Source organism: Pseudomonas sp. TWR1-1-3, from assembly GCF_049896805.1.
GTDB classification, from domain to species: Bacteria; Pseudomonadota; Gammaproteobacteria; order Pseudomonadales; family Pseudomonadaceae; genus Aquipseudomonas; species Aquipseudomonas bubulae.
Genome location: NZ_JAFCUZ010000004.1, coordinates 434330 through 451375 on the forward strand (window position 1 = coordinate 434330; position 17046 = coordinate 451375).

Genomic DNA, 17046 nt, shown 5'->3' on the forward strand with positions numbered 1-17046 from the left:
GGCCTTAGAACTCCAGAGTGCTGGAAAATGTGAGTTGCCGGGCATCGCCGATGGAGACGAAGGTGCGGCTGGCCGCCGAGGTGTAGTAAGTGCGGTCGAAAAGGTTTTTGACGTTGACCTGGAATTTGACCTTTTGCCCCTCAACCTTGGTGTCGTAGGTGGCAAAGGCATCGGCCACGGTGTAACCCGGCAGATCGAAGTCGTTCAGGGCATCCCCCGCCCGTTCGCCCACATAGCGCGCGCCTGCGCCAACGCGTAGCTTGTCACCGCCCACAATGCTGCCAAAGTCATAGACCGCCGACAGCGAACCGCTGTTCTTGGCCACGTTCTGCAGACGCATGCCCTGGTAGGTGGTGTCTTTGGTCACCTCGGCATCGGTATAGGCATAGCTGCCGATCAGGCTCCACTGGTCCGTCAACTGGCCGCTGACGTCCAGTTCCAGGCCCCGGGAACGAACTTCACCCGCGGCCGAATATGCGGTGACATCGTCCACCGTGGAGGACACCAGCACATTGCGCTTTTTGATGTCGTACAAGGCCAGGGTGCCGGTGATACGGCCCGGGATATCCAGCTTGGCCCCCAGTTCCCAGGATTTTGACTGCTCCGGCGCGATGGAGGAGTCCAGTACTACGCCGCCCGTCAGCGGAGCGATCGAGGAGTTGGGCTTGAACGATTCGGTGTAGCTGCCATAGAACGACAGTTCATCGGTGTAGCGGTATACCAGCCCGGCCCGCGGGATCCATTTCACCCCGTTGGTATCGGTACTGGCCTTGAACGGAATGCTTTTGCCCGCCAGTTGGTCGTACTTCTGAAAGCGTGCGCCCGCCACCAGAATCCATTGGTCGGTGAGGTGGATCGAGTCCTGGGCAAACAACGAGTCGCTGCGCAGCAGGTCGGTCTGGTTGCTGTCACTGGCGCTCACAGTGGTACCGGCGACTTCATTGCCGTACACCGGGTTTTCGTAATTGAAGGTGGACTGGCTGTCCTGGCGGATCAGCTCGGCGCGATAGATTTTGCGGTATTCGTCGTCCACGCCAAACACCAGGTCATGCTGCATGCCAGCGGCCTGAACCTTGCCCTGCAAGCTGAAGGTGCTGAAACGGTCGGTGGTGATGGCGCCTTTGGTGCCGTCCATTTTTCGCGTCAGGGTGCCGTCGGAGTTGACCTTGGTAACCCGAACCTGGCTGGCGTCGTAGGTTTCGCGGTTCCAGCTGTAGCCGAAATGGGCTTTCCAGTCGTCGTTGAGGTCGTGATCGACTTCAAGGCGGTACAGGTCCGAGCGCCCTTCCATATTGTTGAACGGCTCGTCCAGGCGGCGCGTGGCCGGAATGTCCAGCGGATGGTTGGTCGCCGGATTGATGGCCGTGCCACGGTCGAAGGGGGTCAGGAACTCGCGGTGTTCGTACGCCAGCAGTACTTGGGTGTTGTCGCCGTACCAGGCCAGCGACGGCGCGATCAGGGTTTCGCGATGCACACCGAAATTGCGCCAGTAATCTTCATCTTCATGGTCGATGATCATCCGGTAGGCCAGCCCCGAATCACCCAGCGGGCCGGTGCTGTCGAGGCTGCCACCGCCGCCGTTTTTACCCGAACCGTAGGTTGACCCACGCACCGTCACCGCGTTGTACTGCTCCAGCTGCGGCTTTTTGCTGACCACGTTGACGACACCACCCGGATCTTGAATCCCGTAGAGCAACGAGGCCGGCCCCTTGAGCACTTCGACCCGTTCGGTGGCAGCGTTCATCGCCCGGCCCTGCACCAGCGGCATACCGTCGCGCATGATCGAACCGTCACGGTTGTCACCAAAGCCGCGCTTCATCACCGAGTCCTGGGTACTGCCCAGCGTGTTGCCCTGGGTGATGCCGCTGACATTGTTCAGGGCATCATCCAGATTGCGCGGCGCCTGGTCGCGAATCACCTGGGCGGCAACCACATTGATGGTTTGCGGCACTTCCATGGATGAGCCCGTGCCGCGCATCACCGAAGTGGTGGCTGGTGGCTGGTAGCTGGTGTCGGTTGTGGCCAGCGAGGTAATGCTGGTGGCCCCCAGGTTCAGGGCGCCTGCGGTGGGCTGGGGTTCCAGGGCAAAAGTGTTGGCGTCGGTACGCCGCCCATTGAAGCCAGACTGCGCGAGCAACTGCTGCAAAGCCTGCCCGGCACTCATGCGTCCCTTGATCGCCGGCGCTTGCAGGCCAAAGGGGGCTTCATCGGTGTAGACCACGCTCAGGCCGGTCAGCCGGGAAAAGTCGTTGAGCGCCTGGGGCAGAGGTTTCGCCGGCTGGTTGAAATCGAACAAGGCTTCGGCCTGCTGTTGCGGCGCCTCGGCAGCCATGGCCGCATAAAGCGGGTTTAGCGCCAACCCGGCCATCACGAATGCAGAAGCTCCCAACCACTGTTTCACCGAACTTGCCCTGGACTTCATGCTCATGACCTGTGTGTTGACCTGATACGGAATACGAATTTTTCGCATTTTCAAGCACTACACGGATGGCGCCGGGGTTTACCTCACCACGCAATGAAAAAAAATCCGCGATGACGCCACAGACCGCCTGTGGGAAAACGGTGGGAGCAAGCCCGCTCCCACATGGATATGTGGAGGGCGCGTCAACGCAACACAATCAGCCCTAACACGCTGTGCTGCTCAAATCCGAGCACGCCCTGCAACGAATTGAGCACGGCTTGCGGGTCCTGGCTGGGGAAACTGCCGCTGATTTTCCTGGCACCCAACTGGCTGTTGAGCAACACAATCTGCCCCGGGTAATAACGCCTGAGATCGGCCACGACATCAGCCAGCGGGGTTTTGTAATAGCTCAACCAGCCCGAGCGCCAGCCCAGGCGGCTCTGGCTGTCAACGTGATGCACTGCATCGGTAACCCCAGCGTCGTAGGTGATTTGCTGATCGGCAGTAAGAATCTGCTGAGCCGAATCCTTGCCAGCCTTGACCCCTACCCGCCCGGACAACACCGTGACTTGCGCCCCGCCCGGTTGCAGGCGCACCTCAAATTCGGTGCCCAGGACCCGCGCTTCACCGCCGTCGGCATCTACCACAAAGGGCGCGCCGGTATGGGTGACGTGAAAGAAGGCCACGCCACGGCGCAATTGCACATGGCGTTCACCACCACTGAAGTTCACCGCAATGGCGCTGTCGGCATCCAGCGTGACCTGCGTTTGATCGGCCAGCAGCACAGTGCGCACTTGCCTAGGCGCGCTCACATAGTCCGCGCCCAGATCGTCCACCCAGCGCGCCGGTTGCCAACCGGCAAATACACCGACCATCAGCAGCAGGCATGCAGCAATGGCCAACCCACCGGCCCAATGCCGCAGGCGACCGCGCCGGGATGTATCCATAGCCGACAGGTAACGCTGAAGGGCCAGCGACTCTTCGTCAGCCAGGGTACTGGCCGCCACTTCACTCAGCTCCCACACCACCTGCGCCTGGGCATAGGCCTCGGCATGGGCAGGGTCAGCCTGCAGCCAGCGACTGAAGGTAGCCTGATCGCCACTGTCGGGCCGGTCGTGCAGCACACTGAGCCAGTCCAACGCGGCACGCTCTTGCTCGGCTGTCACGGCAACTCTCGAATGGCGGTTCACAATACTGTCCCTGATGGCGGCTCACGCAGACTGGCCTTGCAGGCCTCCAGGGCACGCATCATGTGTTTTTCGACAGCACTTTGCGACACGCCCATGACCTTGGCGATCTCGGCATAGGTGCGACCGTGAATACGGTTAAGCAAAAAGATATGCCGCGTGCGCTCGGGCAGGCTGCGCAATGCCGCTTCGACCTGGCGCAAGTCATTTCCGGCTTCCAGAGCGGCCTGGGGCTCGCAGCTTCTGGCGTCCGGTTCAGGCTGCCAGTGATGGCTGACCCGCTCGCGCGTACCTTCGCTGCGCAAATGGTCGATGGCGATATTGCCCGCACAGCGCAGCAGATAGGTGCTCAGCTCTTCAACCTGCACCAACGGCCGCCGCCAAAACCGCAAAAACAAATCCTGCACCAGATCCGCGGCCGTAGCCCGGCAGCCCACGCGGCGGCTCACCAGCGCTTCCATCTGCGGACGTTGGCTAAGAAACACCTGCAGGAAATGCGCTCGTCCCTGGCGCGGTTCGCTGGTAGGGCCATCCTTGAGTTCGGGTGGGGTCATGGAGATCGATGCGCAGGCAAAAGGAAAGCGATACTAATGATAAATATTCTCATATGCAAAAGCAGATGACGGGCTGCGCGACCGCCCTTGATAAGTGGTGATTGCTCAATGCATAAAGCCACCCCTACAATGCGAACAATTCTTGTTCTCTAAAGCGTTATTCAACGCAGCCGGAGTGGTCGTTGTCGCAGTCAAACACCGTCGAGGTTCTGTATCAGGACCACCACAGCTGGCTCACGGGATGGTTACGGCGCAAGCTCGGCTGCCCGCAGAATGCCGCCGACCTGGCCCAGGACACTTTCATGCGGCTGCTGACCGCCCGCGAAACCCCGACCCCTGGCGAACCCCGGGCGTTTTTGACCGTGGTCGCCAAGCGCGTGCTGTTCAATCACTATCGCCGCCAGGATCTGGAGCGCGCCTACCTGCAGGCCCTGGCTGACCTGCCCGAACAGGTTGCCCCCAGTGAAGAAGAACGCGCAATCATTCTGCAAACCCTGATGGAGCTCGATCAATTGCTCGACGGCCTGCCTTCCCCGGTCAAACGGGCCTTTTTACTGGCTCAGGTCGATGGCCTGGGCTACGCCGAAATCGGCGCTCAACTGGGCATTTCGATTGCCACGGTCAAACGTCATTTGAGCAAGGCAGCCCTGCGTTGCTACTTCGCCCTGTGAACGGTGCCTTCAATGCACCGCCCGACATCGGCACGGCGGTGGCCGAGCAAGCAGTCAGCTGGCTGGTCGAAATGCAGGGCGGTGCGCTCAGTCCCAGGCGCCAGCAGGCCTGGGAGCAATGGTTACACGCCCATCCTGAACACCAGCGGGCGTGGGAGCATATCCAGCGCATCAACCAGCGCTTGCGCGGTTTGTCGTCGCCACTGGCCCATGCGGCCCTGAACGCGCCCAAAAGCAGCAGCCGCCGTCAGGCATTGAAGCTGTTGCTGCTTTTAGGCGCAGGCTCGGCATTGACCTGGGGCCTGCGCGAGCAATTGCCCGTCACCCCGTTGCTGGCAGACTTCAGCAGCCCGGTGGGCCAGCGGCGCAACGTGCAATTGCATGATGGCAGCCAGATCCGGCTCAACACCGCCAGCGCGGTGGATGTGAAATTCGATGCCCAGCAACGAGTCATCCGCCTGCTCGAAGGCGAAATGCTGCTGACTGCCGCCCAGGATTCGCGCCCCCTGCTGGTACTCACCGCCCACGGCAGCTTGCAGCCCCAGGCTGCCCGTCTGAATGTGCGCCAATTTGGCGACCGTACTGAAATCGCCGTGTTCGATGGCAGGGTTGCGCTCACGCCAACCGCACATTCGGGCAGTGCGCTGTGGGTTGAACCGCACCAGCAACTGAGCTTCAACCGCCTGGCCTGGAATGCTCCACGCCCGCTCGATGCGGGCAGCGGTGCGTGGACCGACGGCATGCTGGTTGCTGCGCATATGCGCCTGGCGGATTTTCTCGCCGAACTGGGCCGCTATCGCCGGGGCCAGCTCAACTGCGACCCAAAAGTCGCCGACCTGCTGATCTCCGGCACCTACCCGGTGGACGACAGCGAACGCGTGCTGGACCTGCTTGCCGTCAGCTTGCCAGTGCGAATCAAGCGCTTTACCCGCTATTGGGTAACGGTTGAAGCGCGGGTGTAACGGCTCTGTGCAAACGGACGTGTTGTAGCAGCGAGCTTGTTGTGGGAGCGGGCTTGCTCGCGATGGCAACAACGCGGTCTGCCAGTCACACCACGGCGATCCAATCGCGAGCAAGCCCGCTCCCACAAAGGGTGTGCATTTTATTTTCAAAAAATGTGAGCCGATTTCGGATCTGGCGTGACAGAGAAGGTAAGCCACTTAGATTCTCATCCCCACAGGATCCCTCATGCCCGCTCAGCCCTTCCGTCTTACGTCCCTGGCCCGCTTGCTATTAGGTGCCAGTTTGAGTTTCAGCGTCCTGCCGATGGCATTTGCCGACGCCAAGGCTTACCACATCGCACCGTCATCGCTGGAAAACGCTCTCAACCAATTCGGACGCGAAGCCGGGGTGCTGATTTCGTTCAGCTCCGCCGCCGCCAGCGGTATTCAGAGCAAGGGCCTGGAAGGCACCTACGATCCAGAACAAGGCTTGCAGGCCCTGCTTGAAGGCACTGGCCTGCAAGCCCGCGCTGAAGGCCTGGGGGCATTCAGCCTGCAACCTGCAACCACCTCGACAGCTCCGGCAAGCATTGAGCTGGGCGCTTCCAGCGTAGTCGGTGACTGGCTCGGCGACGCGGCGCAAACCGATGTGTTCGAACACCCCGGCGCCCGCGACGTGATCCGTCGCGAAGAGTTTGAACGCCAGGGCGCTACCAGCGCCCGCGAAGTGCTCAATCGCATCCCCGGCGTCAACGCCCCGGAAAACAACGGTACCGGCAGCCACGACATGGCGCTCAACTTTGGTATCCGTGGGTTAAACCCACGCCTGGCAACCCGTTCCACCGTGTTGATGGACGGCATTCCCGTGCCCTTCGCCCCCTACGGTCAGCCGCAGCTGTCGTTTGCCCCCATCAGCATGGGCAATATGGATGCGGTAGACGTAGTGCGTGGCGGCGGTGCCGTGCGGTATGGCCCGCAGAACGTCGGCGGTATCGTCAACTTCGTGACCCGCGCCATTCCTGACGAACCGACTGTAAAAGTTGGCCTGCAAACCGAAACCAGCCCATCGTCCACCCAGGATGGCTTCAAGAAAACCGCCAACCTGCTGGCCGGCGGCACCGCCGACAACGGCCTCGGCGGCGCCCTGCTGTATTCCGGCGTACGCGGCGGCGACTGGCGCCAGCATAGCGACACACGCATCGACGACCTGATCCTCAAGGGCAACTATCAGATCGACGAAGCCAACAGCCTGCACGCCATGGCCCAATACTACGATGGCGAGGCCGATATGCCCGGCGGCCTGAGCACCGCGGCCTACAAGGCTGACCCGTATCAGTCGACCCGCCCCAACGACAAGTTCTGGGGCCGTCGCACCCTGGTCAACTTTGGCTATCGCTACCAGGAAGATCGCCGTGAATTCACCGTCAACAGCTTCTTCACCAAGACCCTGCGCAGCGGCTATCTGGACCAGGGCAGCTTCCTCTCGCTGTCACCGCGGGAATATTGGGTGCGCGGGATCGAAACCCGCATAGCCCAGGGCTTTGATCTGGGCAACAGCAGCCACGAAGTGGGCGCAGGTTATCGTTATATCAACGAAGCCGGCCATGAGTTGCGCTACCGCACGCCGATTGCCGCCAATGAACTGCCCACCACCAACAGCCGCAATGACCGCGACACCCGTGGTGCCACCGAAGCCCATGCATTCTTTATCGACGACAAGATCGACATCGGCAAATGGACCTTCACTCCGGGCATTCGCTACGAAATGATTGAACAACAGCAAACCAACTTGCTGACCAACGTCAAATACAAGGGCGACTACAACACTCCGCTTCCAGCCCTGAACGTGATGTACCACGTGACCGACAGCTGGAATCTGTATGCCAATACCGAAGGCTCCTTCGGCAGCGTGCAGTACAGCCAGATGCCCAATCGCGTTACCGGCGGCGAAGTAAAACCGGAAAAAGCGCGCACCTGGGAAATTGGCACTCGCTACGACAATGGCAACCTGCGCGCGGAGATCGGCGCATTTCTGATCAACTTCAACAACCAGTACGACAGCAACCAAACCACCGACACGGTGATCGCCCGGGGCAAGACCCGTCATCAGGGCATCGAGGCCAGCGTCAACTACGCGCTGGATGGCATGAGCCCGGTACTGGCGGGGTTCGACGTATACGCCACCTATGCCTATGTTGACGCGACCATCCGCGAAGATGGGCCGAACAAAGGCAATCGTGTGCCGTTCTCCTCGAAAAACAAAGGCAGCATCGGCGTCGGCTATACCGAGGGGCCGTGGAAAGCCAACCTGGACAGCACCTTCCAGAGCAACCAGTTCGCCGACAACGCCAATACCCGCGCCGAAAGCGCTGACGGCAGCACCGGTTTGATCCCAGGCTATATGGTCTTCAACAGCCGTGTGGGCTATGACTTTGGCCACCAGCTGTCCGACCTTAACGTGGCTGTGGGGGTGAAAAACATCCTCAACCACGAGTATTACACCCGCTCGTTTGACGACAACAACAAGGGCAAATACGTGGGCGAGCCACGCACGCTCTATGTACAAACCTCTGTCGCATTTTGATTTAAATTGGCTAAAGCCCGCACACGCGGGCTTTTCCTACAGGCAAAGACTGACACCGGTCACGACTTGAAAGACTTCCTGAAAATAGTGCTTGAAATATTTGCTCATCGGCCCAAACACTGTAACTGAGCGATGACGATGAACCTTTGTACACCCAAGGCCGTCAGACCTCACACGAGCACGCTTATATAAGGGAAGAACTATGCTTACTCACGTCTTTTCCGATAAACACATCGACAGTGACAAACGCACCCAGGACTGGGTCACCGCTACTGTTGAAGTCACGCTCGAACGCCATTTGGAAGATCTGACCCGGGTCGAGGTCCATCTCAGTGATGAAAATGGCGGCAAGTCCGGTCCCAAGGACAAACGCTGCAAAATGGAGGCTCGACCTAAAGGACACCAGCCAATTCTCGTATCCCACGACGCTGATTCACTGACCCAGGCTGTGGAGGGTGCTGCTCAAAAACTGGAGCACGCTCTGGAGCACCTGTTCGGCAAGCTGCGTGGCAAACGTACAGTGACCCTCGCCCCGGAAGGGTTTGAGGCAAAAGAGCCAAAGCAGACCGCTGATGACTTGCTTGAAGAAGAGTTCCTGGAGAAAGAAAAGGAACTCGACAAGATCAGCTGATTGAACGTCAGTGAGGCACAAAAAAGGGCGGGCTTACCTTGGTAAGCCCGCCCTTTTTCATATGTAAAATCGACTTACAATTCCCCCTTCTCCACTTCCGGATGCTCGCCGGAACCGGCACCGGTCTTGCGATGAGGGTTCTCGATCTTCACCGACGGGAACTGCGAAGACGCATAGCGCACCACCAGAATGGCGAAGGCCAGCAACAGGATCGCCCCGGTCAGGTACACCACTCCCATGTCTGGCGGGTTGTGATGGGACACATTGGAAATCAGCAAGCGGGTCAGCGCCGTGATCGCCACATAAATCAGGAAGCGCACGGGCATGTGGTTGGTCTTGAAATAAATCCCGACCATTGCCCCCAGCTCGAGGTAGATAAACAGCAGCAGGATGTCATCAATCGTGATGTTGCCCTTCTCCACCATTCCCAGGAATTCCATCACCGCCGCCCAGGCAGTGACCGCGCCAATGGCAAACAATGCCAGGTAATGGAAGGTTTCGACGAACAGGTTGCCCATCGACTCGGCCAGTTCATGAACCTGGCGACGTAGCTTCTCAGCTTTGTTAACTCTCACGATGCAGCTCCTTGAATCGACTCGAACGGATCATCCGCGATGCACATGACGCTTTTAACATGCAGAAAAAAGGCCATGTGGCAGCCTGATGCTGCTCACTTAAGATGATGGCCGGCGGCAATTAGACACGTCGGGCGCCCGCTGCGCCTATCAATTACAGCTAGAGTGAAAAAGCCGCTATTCAAATCCCGATGATTGGCTTATCCTTTTAGCTGTATATAAATACAGTAATCGCTAGATAATTTACGTGAAGGCATATGAGGTGGTAAATGGCCGTCGAAGTGGTATACCGCAGCAGCCGAGATCTGGAGCGTTTGTTCATGGATAAAGCCGAAGCTGACCGTCATGACAAAATGCTGGAACTGGCAGAGTTGCTGGCCGAAGTGTTGCAAAAAGCTGTGCCGTCCCTGAACGAGCAGCAAGTCGAAGAAGCCGGTATCTACATGGCGAAAAATCGCGATGTGTTTGCCAAGGCATTCAAGAGCCAGCCGGACGCCCTGTCCGAGTTGCTGGTCGACAGCGAGTAATCGCCCCCGGTTCTCGCTTGACTCTCCCCTACGGGGCAGCCTCTACCCTCAAAGGCCCCCTTTGAGGTTGGCGTCATGATGAGCAAGCGAGTACTGGTGATTCTCGGTCACCCCGGCACGAACAGTTTCTGTAGCGCACTGGCAGACAGCTACATAGCTGCCGCCAAGGATGCCAGCCATGAAGTACGCATCATGCGCCTGGGCGCCCTGCGCTTCGACCCGGTGCTGCGCGAAGGCTATCAGGAGGTCCAGGCACTGGAGCCTGACCTGCTCCACGCCCAGGCCAACATCCTCTGGGCCGAACACCTGGTGCTGGTCTACCCGATCTGGTGGGGCGGAATCCCCGCATTGCTCAAAGGCTTTTTCGATCGCATCCTGCTGCCCGGTTTTGCCTTTCAATACCGCAAGGGCAAGGCTTTCCCCGACAAGCTACTGAAAGGCCGCAGCGCGCACCTGCTGGTGACGATGGACACCCCGCCGTGGTACTACAGATGGGTGTACCGCATGCCGGGGTTGCATCAGATACGCAAAACCACACTGGCGTTCTGTGGCATAAAACCCACCGCCACCCTGACGTTTGGCCCCATCCTGAACGCCACGCCCCATCAAAGAGACGCCTGGCTTCTAGAGGCACGCAAGCTCGCCACTCGATAATTCGGCGGGCGGCGATTAAAAGGACTTTTCATGTACATCGGCAAAGCCGCCCAATTGTCGGGCACCACCGTCAAAAGCATTCGCCACTACGAAGAAATCGGCCTGTTACCTGCACCGCAACGCCGTGGCGCTTATCGCATCTACAGCGAGCAAAGCGTTGAACTGCTGACATTTATCAAATGCGCGCAACAGCTGGGCTTCAAGCTCAAGGAAATGCAGGCCATCCTTGATCAACACCGCGGCCAGACGCTGCCATGGGAGGTCGTGAGCAACGCCATCGCCCGCAAAAAACACGCCGTAATGAATCAGATCGAAGCCTTGCAACAGGTGCATGCGGGGCTGGAAGAGTTTGAAACACGCTTTGCCATGGAAGGCCCGGAACTGGACCTGGCCTGCGTTCAGTCCTTGGGGTACAACAATTGATGAGCCAGCTCGTCCGAAACCCGTGCCGGTGAACGCTTTTCGGCCTGGGCGTGAGCATAGATGCCGGTCAGGCGCTGACTGATCTGCAGCAACTGCTGGTTGATGGCCTCGGGGGCGGCACCTTCATGGGTCAGGGCCATATAGATCAGCCCGCCGGAATTGATGACGTAATCCGGGGCATACAAAATCCCCCGCCGCTCGAGCTGATCGGCCACTTGTAGATTGGTCAGCTGGTTATTGGCACACCCGGCCACAGCCGAGCAGCGCAGTTGCGCGACGCTGTGCCAGTTCAATACGCCGCCCAGACCACACGGCGCAAGAATGTCGCAGGGTGTGCTGAGCAAGGCTTCGCAGGCAATCGGGTGCGCCCCCAGTTGTTCCATGGCCAGGCGCACTTTGCCGGGGTCGGTATCGCAGACCAGCAATTCGGCGCCCGCAGCATGCAGCTGTTCGGCCAGCGCGTAACCCACTTTGCCCAGGCCCTGCACCGCCACCCGCAAACCTTCGAGGTTGTCGCTACCCAATCGCGACGATGCGGTGCTGCGAATGCCGGCAAAAACCCCCATGGCCGTATGCGGCGAAGGATCCCCCGCAGCAGTGGTGCTGGTGACATGCCGGGTGTGCTGGGCAATGCAGTCCATATCGGCAGTAGAGGTGCCGCTGTCAATTGCCGTGATATAGCGCCCGTCCAGTTGGTCCACACAGCGACCAAAAGCCTCAAACAGCGCCGCGCGACTATCAACGTGGGCCGCACGCACCACCACCGCCTGCCCCCCTCCAACAGCCAGCCCTGCCAGCGCGGCTTTGTAGCTCATGTCTTGGGCCAGGCGGATGGCATCACCGACTGCACTTTCGTCATTGGGGTAAGCAAGATAACGACAGCCCCCCAGCGCCGGCCCCAGGCGAGTGTTGTGGATGGCTATCACGGCTTTAAGGCCTGTAACGGGGTCTACACTAAGGTGCAGCGACTCGAGCTGAGCGCTTTGCATAAGAGCAAACATCATCAGGCCCTCGAACGATTATGGGTAAACGCCAGTATAGGTGGCGCCAGAAAATTCGTTGAAGAGCTCAGGAATAAGCCTGCGCGGTTTTCAGGGTTTCGGACATATCCGACGGGATAGGGTTCTGTGGGAGCGGGCTTGCTCGCGATGCAGGCAATGCGGTTATTACGCAAGACCGCGTTGATTCGATCGCGAGCAAGCCCGCTCCCACACACAGAGTGAGGTCAGGCAGGCGTGTCAGGCTGATTGGCCGGATGCGCCAGGATAAAGGCCGGGTGTTGCTCAGCCAGCGCTGCCACTCGGGCAATGCGCGGGTACGCCGCCATTTGCACGCCAAAACGCTGCGCCGCGTACAGCTGAGGGATCAAATACACATCCGCCAACCCGGGCTGCGCGCCAAAGCAGTAACCTTCGTCACCGATCAACTGCTCGATGGCTGCCAGTCCTTGGCCGATCCAGTGACCGATCCACTCCACCACCTGCTCCTCATCCTGCCCCAACTGGCGCAGTCGATTGAGCACGCTGACGTTGTGCAACGGGTGGATATCACAAGCAACCAGAGCCGCTACCCCCCGTTCATGAGCGCGGGTGGCGAGGTCAGCGGACAGCAGCGCCACCTGGGGATAGCGCTCTTCAAGGTACTCGATGATTGCTGGCGACTGGGTCAAGACGCAGCCTTCATCGGTACGCAAGGCCGGCACGCGGCCCTGCGGGTTGATGGCCAGATACGCCGGCTGACGGTGTTCACCGCCAGCCGGTACGAGCAGATTGACCGGCACCGCCTGATAATCCAGCCCTTTCAGGGCCAGCGCGATACGCACCCGGTAAGACGAGGTTGAGCGGTAATAGGTGAAGAGTTCCATGACCCGCTCCTTTTAGCGCGCGGCAACAACCTTGCCCCGGCACTCGCCAAAACCGATGGAAACATGGCCTTCACGGGCGCAGCGGGCACGCAGGATGATTTCGTCACCATCCTCCAGAAATTTACGCACTTCGCCTGAAGCCAGTTCTATCGGGTGTTTACCGCCCTCGGTGATTTCCAGCAGGCTGCCCAGTTGCGAACGGGCCGGGCCCGACAAGGTGCCCGAACCGAACAGGTCACCGGACTGCAACTGGCAGCCGTTGACGCTGTGGTGAGCCACCAGTTGGGCCGCGGTCCAGTACATGTTCAGGCTGTTGCTCAAGCCCAGACGATGGGCTGGCAGGTTCTGCTCACGCATCGCCTCGGTCAGCAGCAGCACTTCAAGTTCAATATCCAGCGCGCCATTGGCCTGATCCCTGGTATCGAGCAGGTAAGCCAGTGGCTGTGGATCACCCTCAGGACGGGCCGGTTGCGCGCGACGGAATGGTTCCAACGCCTCGGCACTCACCACCCACGGCGAGATACTGGTGATAAAGCTTTTGGACAGAAACGGGCCCAGCGGCTGGTATTCCCAGGCCTGGATGTCCCGTGCCGACCAGTCATTGAGCAGGCAGAAGCCGGCAATGTGCTCTGCAGCTTCGCTGACCGGGATGGCATCGCCCATATCATTGCCTTTGCCAACCCAGATGCCCAGTTCCAGTTCGTAGTCCAGGCGGGCGCACGGGCCAAAGGTTGGCTCGGTCTGCCCGGCAGGCAAGGTCTGGCCTTTAGGGCGCCGAACTTCGGCACCGGACGGGCGAATGGTCGAGGCGCGCCCGTGATAGCCAATCGGCACATACTTGTAGTTGGGCAGCAGCGGGTTGTCCGGGCGGAACAGCTTGCCTACGTTTTTGGCGTGCTCAATGCCCACATAAAAGTCGGTGTAGTCGCCGATTTTGGCCGGCAGGTGCATCTGGCAATCAGCTGCCAGTGGCAGCAGGCGGGAACCCTGGGCTTCGATTTTGCCGCGCAGGGAACTGCCCTCCCCCAGCAGTTCCTGCAAACGCTCGCGCAGGGCAACCCGGGCGCCCCGATCCAGGGCAAAGTAGCTATTCAACGCCCCGCCCAACGAAGCCTCTACGGCTATCTTGGCCTGACCTTCAAACAGCCCCGCTGCCAGCCCGGCTTCCAGGTCGAAAATGGCATCGCCAATAGCCACCCCGCTACGTGGCGCCGAGCCATCAATGCTGAAAATGCCCATGGGCAGGTTTTGCAGGGGGAAGTCGCTGTGGCCGTTGGCGGAGGCGATCCAGCTGCGGGTCAAAGTGGACTGGGTCATGGGTTATCTCCGGTTCGGGGTGAAGGTCACGGGCAGCGTGGCCCAGCAAGCGTCGTAGTTCGATTGCAGCTGCGGGCACTCCAGGGCGAACCGGCTGGGGCGCAACACCTGGCTGGTTTCGAACATAAAGGCCATGGTGTTTTCGATCTTGCTGGGTTGCAGCTCGGCCGCAATGGCTTTGGTACAGGTTTCGCCGTCCGGCCCGTGGGCGCTCATGCAGCTGTGCAGCGATGCACCGCCGGGCAGGAAGCCTTCGGCCTTGGCATCGTAACTGCCCTGGATCAGGCCCATGAATTCGTTCATCAGGTTGCGGTGGAACCAGGGTGGCCGGAAGGTGTTTTCAGCCACCATCCAGCGCGGCGGGAAAATCACGAAATCGAGGTTGGCCAGTCCCGGTACGCTGGTAGGCGAAGTCAAAACAGTAAAAATCGATGGATCGGGATGATCGAAGCTGACAGTGCCGATGGTGTTGAAGCGGCGCAGATCGTATTTGTACGGCACGTTGTTGCCATGCCAGGCCACTACGTTGAGCGGCGAATGATCCAGCTCGCAGCCCCACAACTCACCAAGAAATTTTTGCACCAGTTGCGTAGGGAGCGCACCGTCTTCGTAGTGGGCGAGCGGAGTCAGAAAGTCGCGAGGGTTGGCCAGGCCATTACTGCCAATCGGCCCCAGATCAGGCAGGCGCAGCGGTGCACCATGGTTCTCGGCAACATAGCCGCGGGCCTGCGGGTCAAGCAACTCGACACGAAACTTGAGACCGCGAGGGATGACCGCGATCTCCAGAGGCTGCAGATCCAGACGCCCCAGTTCGGTACAAATGCGCAAACGCCCCGACTCGGGAACCAGCAACATTTCGCCGTCGGCATTGAAAAACACTCGCTGCATCGAAGTATTGGCGCAGTAATGGTAAATGCTGATGCCCGAGGGTTTATCCGACCCGCCATTGGCCACCATGCCCACCAGGCCGTCGATAAAGTCCGTAGCCTCGGCAGGAATCGGCAGCGGGTTCCAGCGCAAGCGATTCGGCGTCACCGGGCCCAACGGGCCACCAGCCAGTTGCCGCTCCAGTTTGACGAACGCCGGATGGTTGGCTGACGGCTGGATGCGGTACATCCACGTACGCCGCGCCTCGCTGCGCACCATGGTGAACGCAGTTCCGGAAAACAATTCGGCGTACAGACCGTAGGGGGCTTTTTGCGGGGAGTTCTGACCCACCGGCAGGGCGCCGGGCAATGCTTCGCTGCTGAATTCGTTGCCAAACCCGGACAGATAGCCAAGACCTGACAAAGGCGAATCGACGTTCATGGAGCCTCCAGCATGGAGAAGGCAGATGACTGCGCCCTGCGCTGAAGGCATTTGCGCGTCGCTGCGTTATTTTTATCGTAATTCAATTACGCATAACGTAATTTGATTGGTAACAAGCGTCAAGCTATAAAGACGCCCATTCGTCCCGAGATATAAACACTTCCATGGAAAAGCCCCGCAGCAGCAACGACAGCACCGGCAAGCAAAAAGTGCGTTCGGCCGAGGTCGGCACTGACATCCTCAAGGCGCTGGCCGAGCTCTCACCCTCCACGTCGCTGTCGCGCCTGGCCGAACACGTGCAAATGCCCGCGAGCAAGGTGCATCGCTATTTACAGGCACTGATTGCCAGCGGGTTTGCCGAGCAAAATGTCGCCACTAATCATTACGGTTTGGGGCGCGAGGCGTTGCGTGTGGGACTGGCTGCGCTCAACAGCATGGATGTGCTCAAGGTCGCCAGCCTGCCCCTGGCCGAACTGCGCGACGACTTGAACGAAACCTGCTTTTTGGCGGTGTGGGGTAACCAGGGCGCGACCGTGGTGCATATCGAGCCGGCGGTGCGGGCGGTCACGGTGGTGACCCAGCTGGGCTCGGTATTGCCATTGCTGAGCTCATCCACGGGGCTGGTGTTCAACGCTTTTTTACCGGATCGCGAAACCGCCGACTTGCGCGAACTGGAGTTCAAGACCGATCAGGTGCATCCGCTGCAAACACCTGCAGCCTACGTCGCACTTTGCAGTCAAATCCGCCAGCGCGGCCTGCACTTCGTCCATGGCTTGCTGATGCCTGGCGTCGATGCCTTGTCGGCCCCGGTGTTCAATGCGACCGGTCAGGTGGCGGCCGTACTGACAGTGGTTGGTCCCACCTCCCTGTTCCACGCCGATGAAAACGGGCCCGCAGCCAAACGCTTGTTGGCCGCGAGCCAGGCCATCAGTTGGCGGATGGGTTATCAGCCAGCCTGACAGCTCATTGTTTTAGACCATCCACTCGTATTTGGCCTCATCGAGCAGGTCTTTCATCATCTGCTCGATGTCGGCCATGGACGGTTGATCCACTCGCAGGCTGTCATCGAATGTCCAGGACCGGGAAAACACCCCCGACTCCCAGTCATCATGGGCCTGCACAGCGCCCCACTCCAGCGTATCCACACCCAGGCCCAGCAGGCTCTGACTGTACGTCAGGGTCTGGTCAACGATGTTGTTCACCGTATTGAGATAGAGGCTTCTGCAATCCAGGCCCTGGGGCTGGAGTCGCTCGTCAAGAAACGAGCGCACGCGCTCGATCACTTCTGCGCTGGGTTTAAGGCTGAAGCTGTTGATCGGCGATGCGGGTTTTTCATTACGGGTCATGGTGAACCTCCTGTCAGTGCTCCAGGCCCATCCGGCGTCGTGCACGGTTCAAGTCGACCTGGA

At 59.7% G+C, this 17046-nt stretch carries 17 protein-coding genes; 8 read left to right on the plus strand and 9 right to left on the minus strand.

Annotated elements, in window-relative coordinates:
- Positions 1–4: 4 nt before the first annotated feature.
- The 3 genes from ACP7BE_RS17665 to ACP7BE_RS17675 form a co-directional block, all read right to left on the minus strand.
- Complete coding sequence (locus ACP7BE_RS17665) at positions 5–2422, minus strand: TonB-dependent siderophore receptor (RefSeq protein ID WP_307987545.1); 2418 nt, start codon at positions 2420–2422, stop codon at positions 5–7.
- A gap of 182 nt (positions 2423–2604) precedes the next feature.
- Positions 2605–3591 (minus strand): FecR family protein, encoded by a 987-nt coding sequence (locus ACP7BE_RS17670; RefSeq protein ID WP_426106683.1) that lies wholly within the window; start codon positions 3589–3591, stop codon positions 2605–2607.
- Positions 3588–4142, minus strand: coding sequence for an RNA polymerase sigma factor (locus ACP7BE_RS17675; RefSeq protein WP_426106685.1), 555 nt, complete (start codon positions 4140–4142; stop codon positions 3588–3590). Before ACP7BE_RS17675 ends, ACP7BE_RS17670 begins: the two co-directional genes overlap by 4 nt.
- Positions 4143–4324: 182 nt before the next feature.
- Here ACP7BE_RS17675 and ACP7BE_RS17680 point away from each other — a divergent pair, with 182 nt between their 5' ends.
- The 4 genes from ACP7BE_RS17680 (at position 4325) to ACP7BE_RS17695 (ending at position 8969) form a co-directional block, all read left to right on the plus strand.
- Positions 4325–4813 carry a sigma-70 family RNA polymerase sigma factor gene (locus ACP7BE_RS17680; RefSeq protein ID WP_150628604.1) on the plus strand — a complete coding sequence of 163 codons (489 nt, stop codon included), beginning with the start codon at positions 4325–4327 and terminating at the stop codon, positions 4811–4813.
- Complete coding sequence (locus ACP7BE_RS17685; protein WP_150628609.1) at positions 4810–5775, plus strand: FecR domain-containing protein; 966 nt, start codon at positions 4810–4812, stop codon at positions 5773–5775. The genes ACP7BE_RS17680 and ACP7BE_RS17685 overlap by 4 nt, the downstream gene beginning before the upstream one ends.
- A gap of 226 nt (positions 5776–6001) precedes the next feature.
- Entirely contained in the window at positions 6002–8338 is a 2337-nt protein-coding gene (gene fecA, locus ACP7BE_RS17690) for a TonB-dependent Fe(3+) dicitrate receptor FecA (RefSeq protein WP_426106687.1), read from the plus strand.
- Positions 8339–8540: 202 nt separating this feature from the next.
- On the plus strand, positions 8541–8969 hold the full coding sequence (locus ACP7BE_RS17695) for an HPF/RaiA family ribosome-associated protein (protein WP_095001183.1): 429 nt from the start codon (positions 8541–8543) through the stop codon (positions 8967–8969).
- Positions 8970–9043: 74 nt separating this feature from the next.
- Here ACP7BE_RS17695 and ACP7BE_RS17700 read toward each other — a convergent pair whose 3' ends face one another.
- Positions 9044–9544 carry a phosphate-starvation-inducible protein PsiE gene (locus ACP7BE_RS17700; RefSeq protein WP_016781843.1) on the minus strand — a complete coding sequence of 167 codons (501 nt, stop codon included), beginning with the start codon at positions 9542–9544 and terminating at the stop codon, positions 9044–9046.
- Between the two features lie 269 nt (positions 9545–9813).
- Between ACP7BE_RS17700 and ACP7BE_RS17705 the strand changes: the two genes are divergently transcribed.
- The 3 genes from ACP7BE_RS17705 (at position 9814) to ACP7BE_RS17715 (ending at position 11148) form a co-directional block, all read left to right on the plus strand.
- Positions 9814–10071, plus strand: a complete 258-nt coding sequence (locus ACP7BE_RS17705; RefSeq protein WP_016781842.1) for a YebG family protein — start codon at positions 9814–9816, stop codon at positions 10069–10071.
- 78 nt (positions 10072–10149) lie between these two features.
- Positions 10150–10725: an NAD(P)H-dependent oxidoreductase gene (locus ACP7BE_RS17710; protein ID WP_095001390.1), complete on the plus strand. Its 576-nt coding sequence runs from the start codon at positions 10150–10152 to the stop codon at positions 10723–10725.
- Between the two features lie 30 nt (positions 10726–10755).
- Positions 10756–11148 (plus strand): MerR family transcriptional regulator, encoded by a 393-nt coding sequence (locus ACP7BE_RS17715; protein WP_095018224.1) that lies wholly within the window; start codon positions 10756–10758, stop codon positions 11146–11148.
- Here ACP7BE_RS17715 and ACP7BE_RS17720 read toward each other — a convergent pair.
- The 4 genes from ACP7BE_RS17720 to hmgA all read right to left on the minus strand — a co-directional run bounded on the left by ACP7BE_RS17720 (position 11124) and on the right by hmgA (position 15637).
- Complete coding sequence (locus tag ACP7BE_RS17720; protein ID WP_095018259.1) at positions 11124–12149, minus strand: Leu/Phe/Val dehydrogenase; 1026 nt, start codon at positions 12147–12149, stop codon at positions 11124–11126. The genes ACP7BE_RS17715 and ACP7BE_RS17720 overlap by 25 nt on opposite strands.
- Before the next feature lie 224 nt (positions 12150–12373).
- Positions 12374–13012, minus strand: a complete 639-nt coding sequence (maiA, locus tag ACP7BE_RS17725) for a maleylacetoacetate isomerase (protein WP_095020533.1) — start codon at positions 13010–13012, stop codon at positions 12374–12376.
- Between the two features lie 12 nt (positions 13013–13024).
- Entirely contained in the window at positions 13025–14329 is a 1305-nt protein-coding gene (fahA, locus tag ACP7BE_RS17730) for a fumarylacetoacetase (RefSeq protein ID WP_095031466.1), read from the minus strand.
- 3 nt (positions 14330–14332) lie between these two features.
- Positions 14333–15637 carry a homogentisate 1,2-dioxygenase gene (hmgA, locus tag ACP7BE_RS17735; protein WP_095018226.1) on the minus strand — a complete coding sequence of 435 codons (1305 nt, stop codon included), beginning with the start codon at positions 15635–15637 and terminating at the stop codon, positions 14333–14335.
- Between the two features lie 164 nt (positions 15638–15801).
- Here hmgA and ACP7BE_RS17740 point away from each other — a divergent pair, with 164 nt between their 5' ends.
- Positions 15802–16596, plus strand: coding sequence for an IclR family transcriptional regulator (locus tag ACP7BE_RS17740; protein ID WP_095001178.1), 795 nt, complete (start codon positions 15802–15804; stop codon positions 16594–16596).
- Between the two features lie 12 nt (positions 16597–16608).
- Here the strand turns inward: ACP7BE_RS17740 and ACP7BE_RS17745 are convergent, their stop codons facing one another.
- On the minus strand, positions 16609–16983 hold the full coding sequence (locus ACP7BE_RS17745; RefSeq protein WP_138738588.1) for a hypothetical protein: 375 nt from the start codon (positions 16981–16983) through the stop codon (positions 16609–16611).
- Between the last annotated feature and the right edge of the window lie 63 nt (positions 16984–17046).

What these genes read in the sequence shown, in the direction of transcription:
- ACP7BE_RS17665 (WP_307987545.1), bottom strand. Translation starts at nt 2,422, where the DNA reads ATGAAGTCCAGGGCAAGTTCGGTGAAACAGTGGTTGGGAGCTTCTGCA.
- ACP7BE_RS17675 (WP_426106685.1), bottom strand. Translation starts at nt 4,142, where the DNA reads ATGACCCCACCCGAACTCAAGGATGGCCCTACCAGCGAACCGCGCCAG.
- fecA (WP_426106687.1), top strand. Translation starts at nt 6,002, where the DNA reads ATGCCCGCTCAGCCCTTCCGTCTTACGTCCCTGGCCCGCTTGCTATTA.
- ACP7BE_RS17695 (WP_095001183.1), top strand. Translation starts at nt 8,541, where the DNA reads ATGCTTACTCACGTCTTTTCCGATAAACACATCGACAGTGACAAACGC.
- ACP7BE_RS17705 (WP_016781842.1), top strand. Translation starts at nt 9,814, where the DNA reads ATGGCCGTCGAAGTGGTATACCGCAGCAGCCGAGATCTGGAGCGTTTG.
- ACP7BE_RS17710 (WP_095001390.1), top strand. Translation starts at nt 10,150, where the DNA reads ATGAGCAAGCGAGTACTGGTGATTCTCGGTCACCCCGGCACGAACAGT.
- ACP7BE_RS17715 (WP_095018224.1), top strand. Translation starts at nt 10,756, where the DNA reads ATGTACATCGGCAAAGCCGCCCAATTGTCGGGCACCACCGTCAAAAGC.
- ACP7BE_RS17720 (WP_095018259.1), bottom strand. Translation starts at nt 12,149, where the DNA reads ATGTTTGCTCTTATGCAAAGCGCTCAGCTCGAGTCGCTGCACCTTAGT.
- maiA (WP_095020533.1), bottom strand. Translation starts at nt 13,012, where the DNA reads ATGGAACTCTTCACCTATTACCGCTCAACCTCGTCTTACCGGGTGCGT.
- fahA (WP_095031466.1), bottom strand. Translation starts at nt 14,329, where the DNA reads ATGACCCAGTCCACTTTGACCCGCAGCTGGATCGCCTCCGCCAACGGC.
- hmgA (WP_095018226.1), bottom strand. Translation starts at nt 15,637, where the DNA reads ATGAACGTCGATTCGCCTTTGTCAGGTCTTGGCTATCTGTCCGGGTTT.
- ACP7BE_RS17740 (WP_095001178.1), top strand. Translation starts at nt 15,802, where the DNA reads ATGGAAAAGCCCCGCAGCAGCAACGACAGCACCGGCAAGCAAAAAGTG.
- ACP7BE_RS17745 (WP_138738588.1), bottom strand. Translation starts at nt 16,983, where the DNA reads ATGACCCGTAATGAAAAACCCGCATCGCCGATCAACAGCTTCAGCCTT.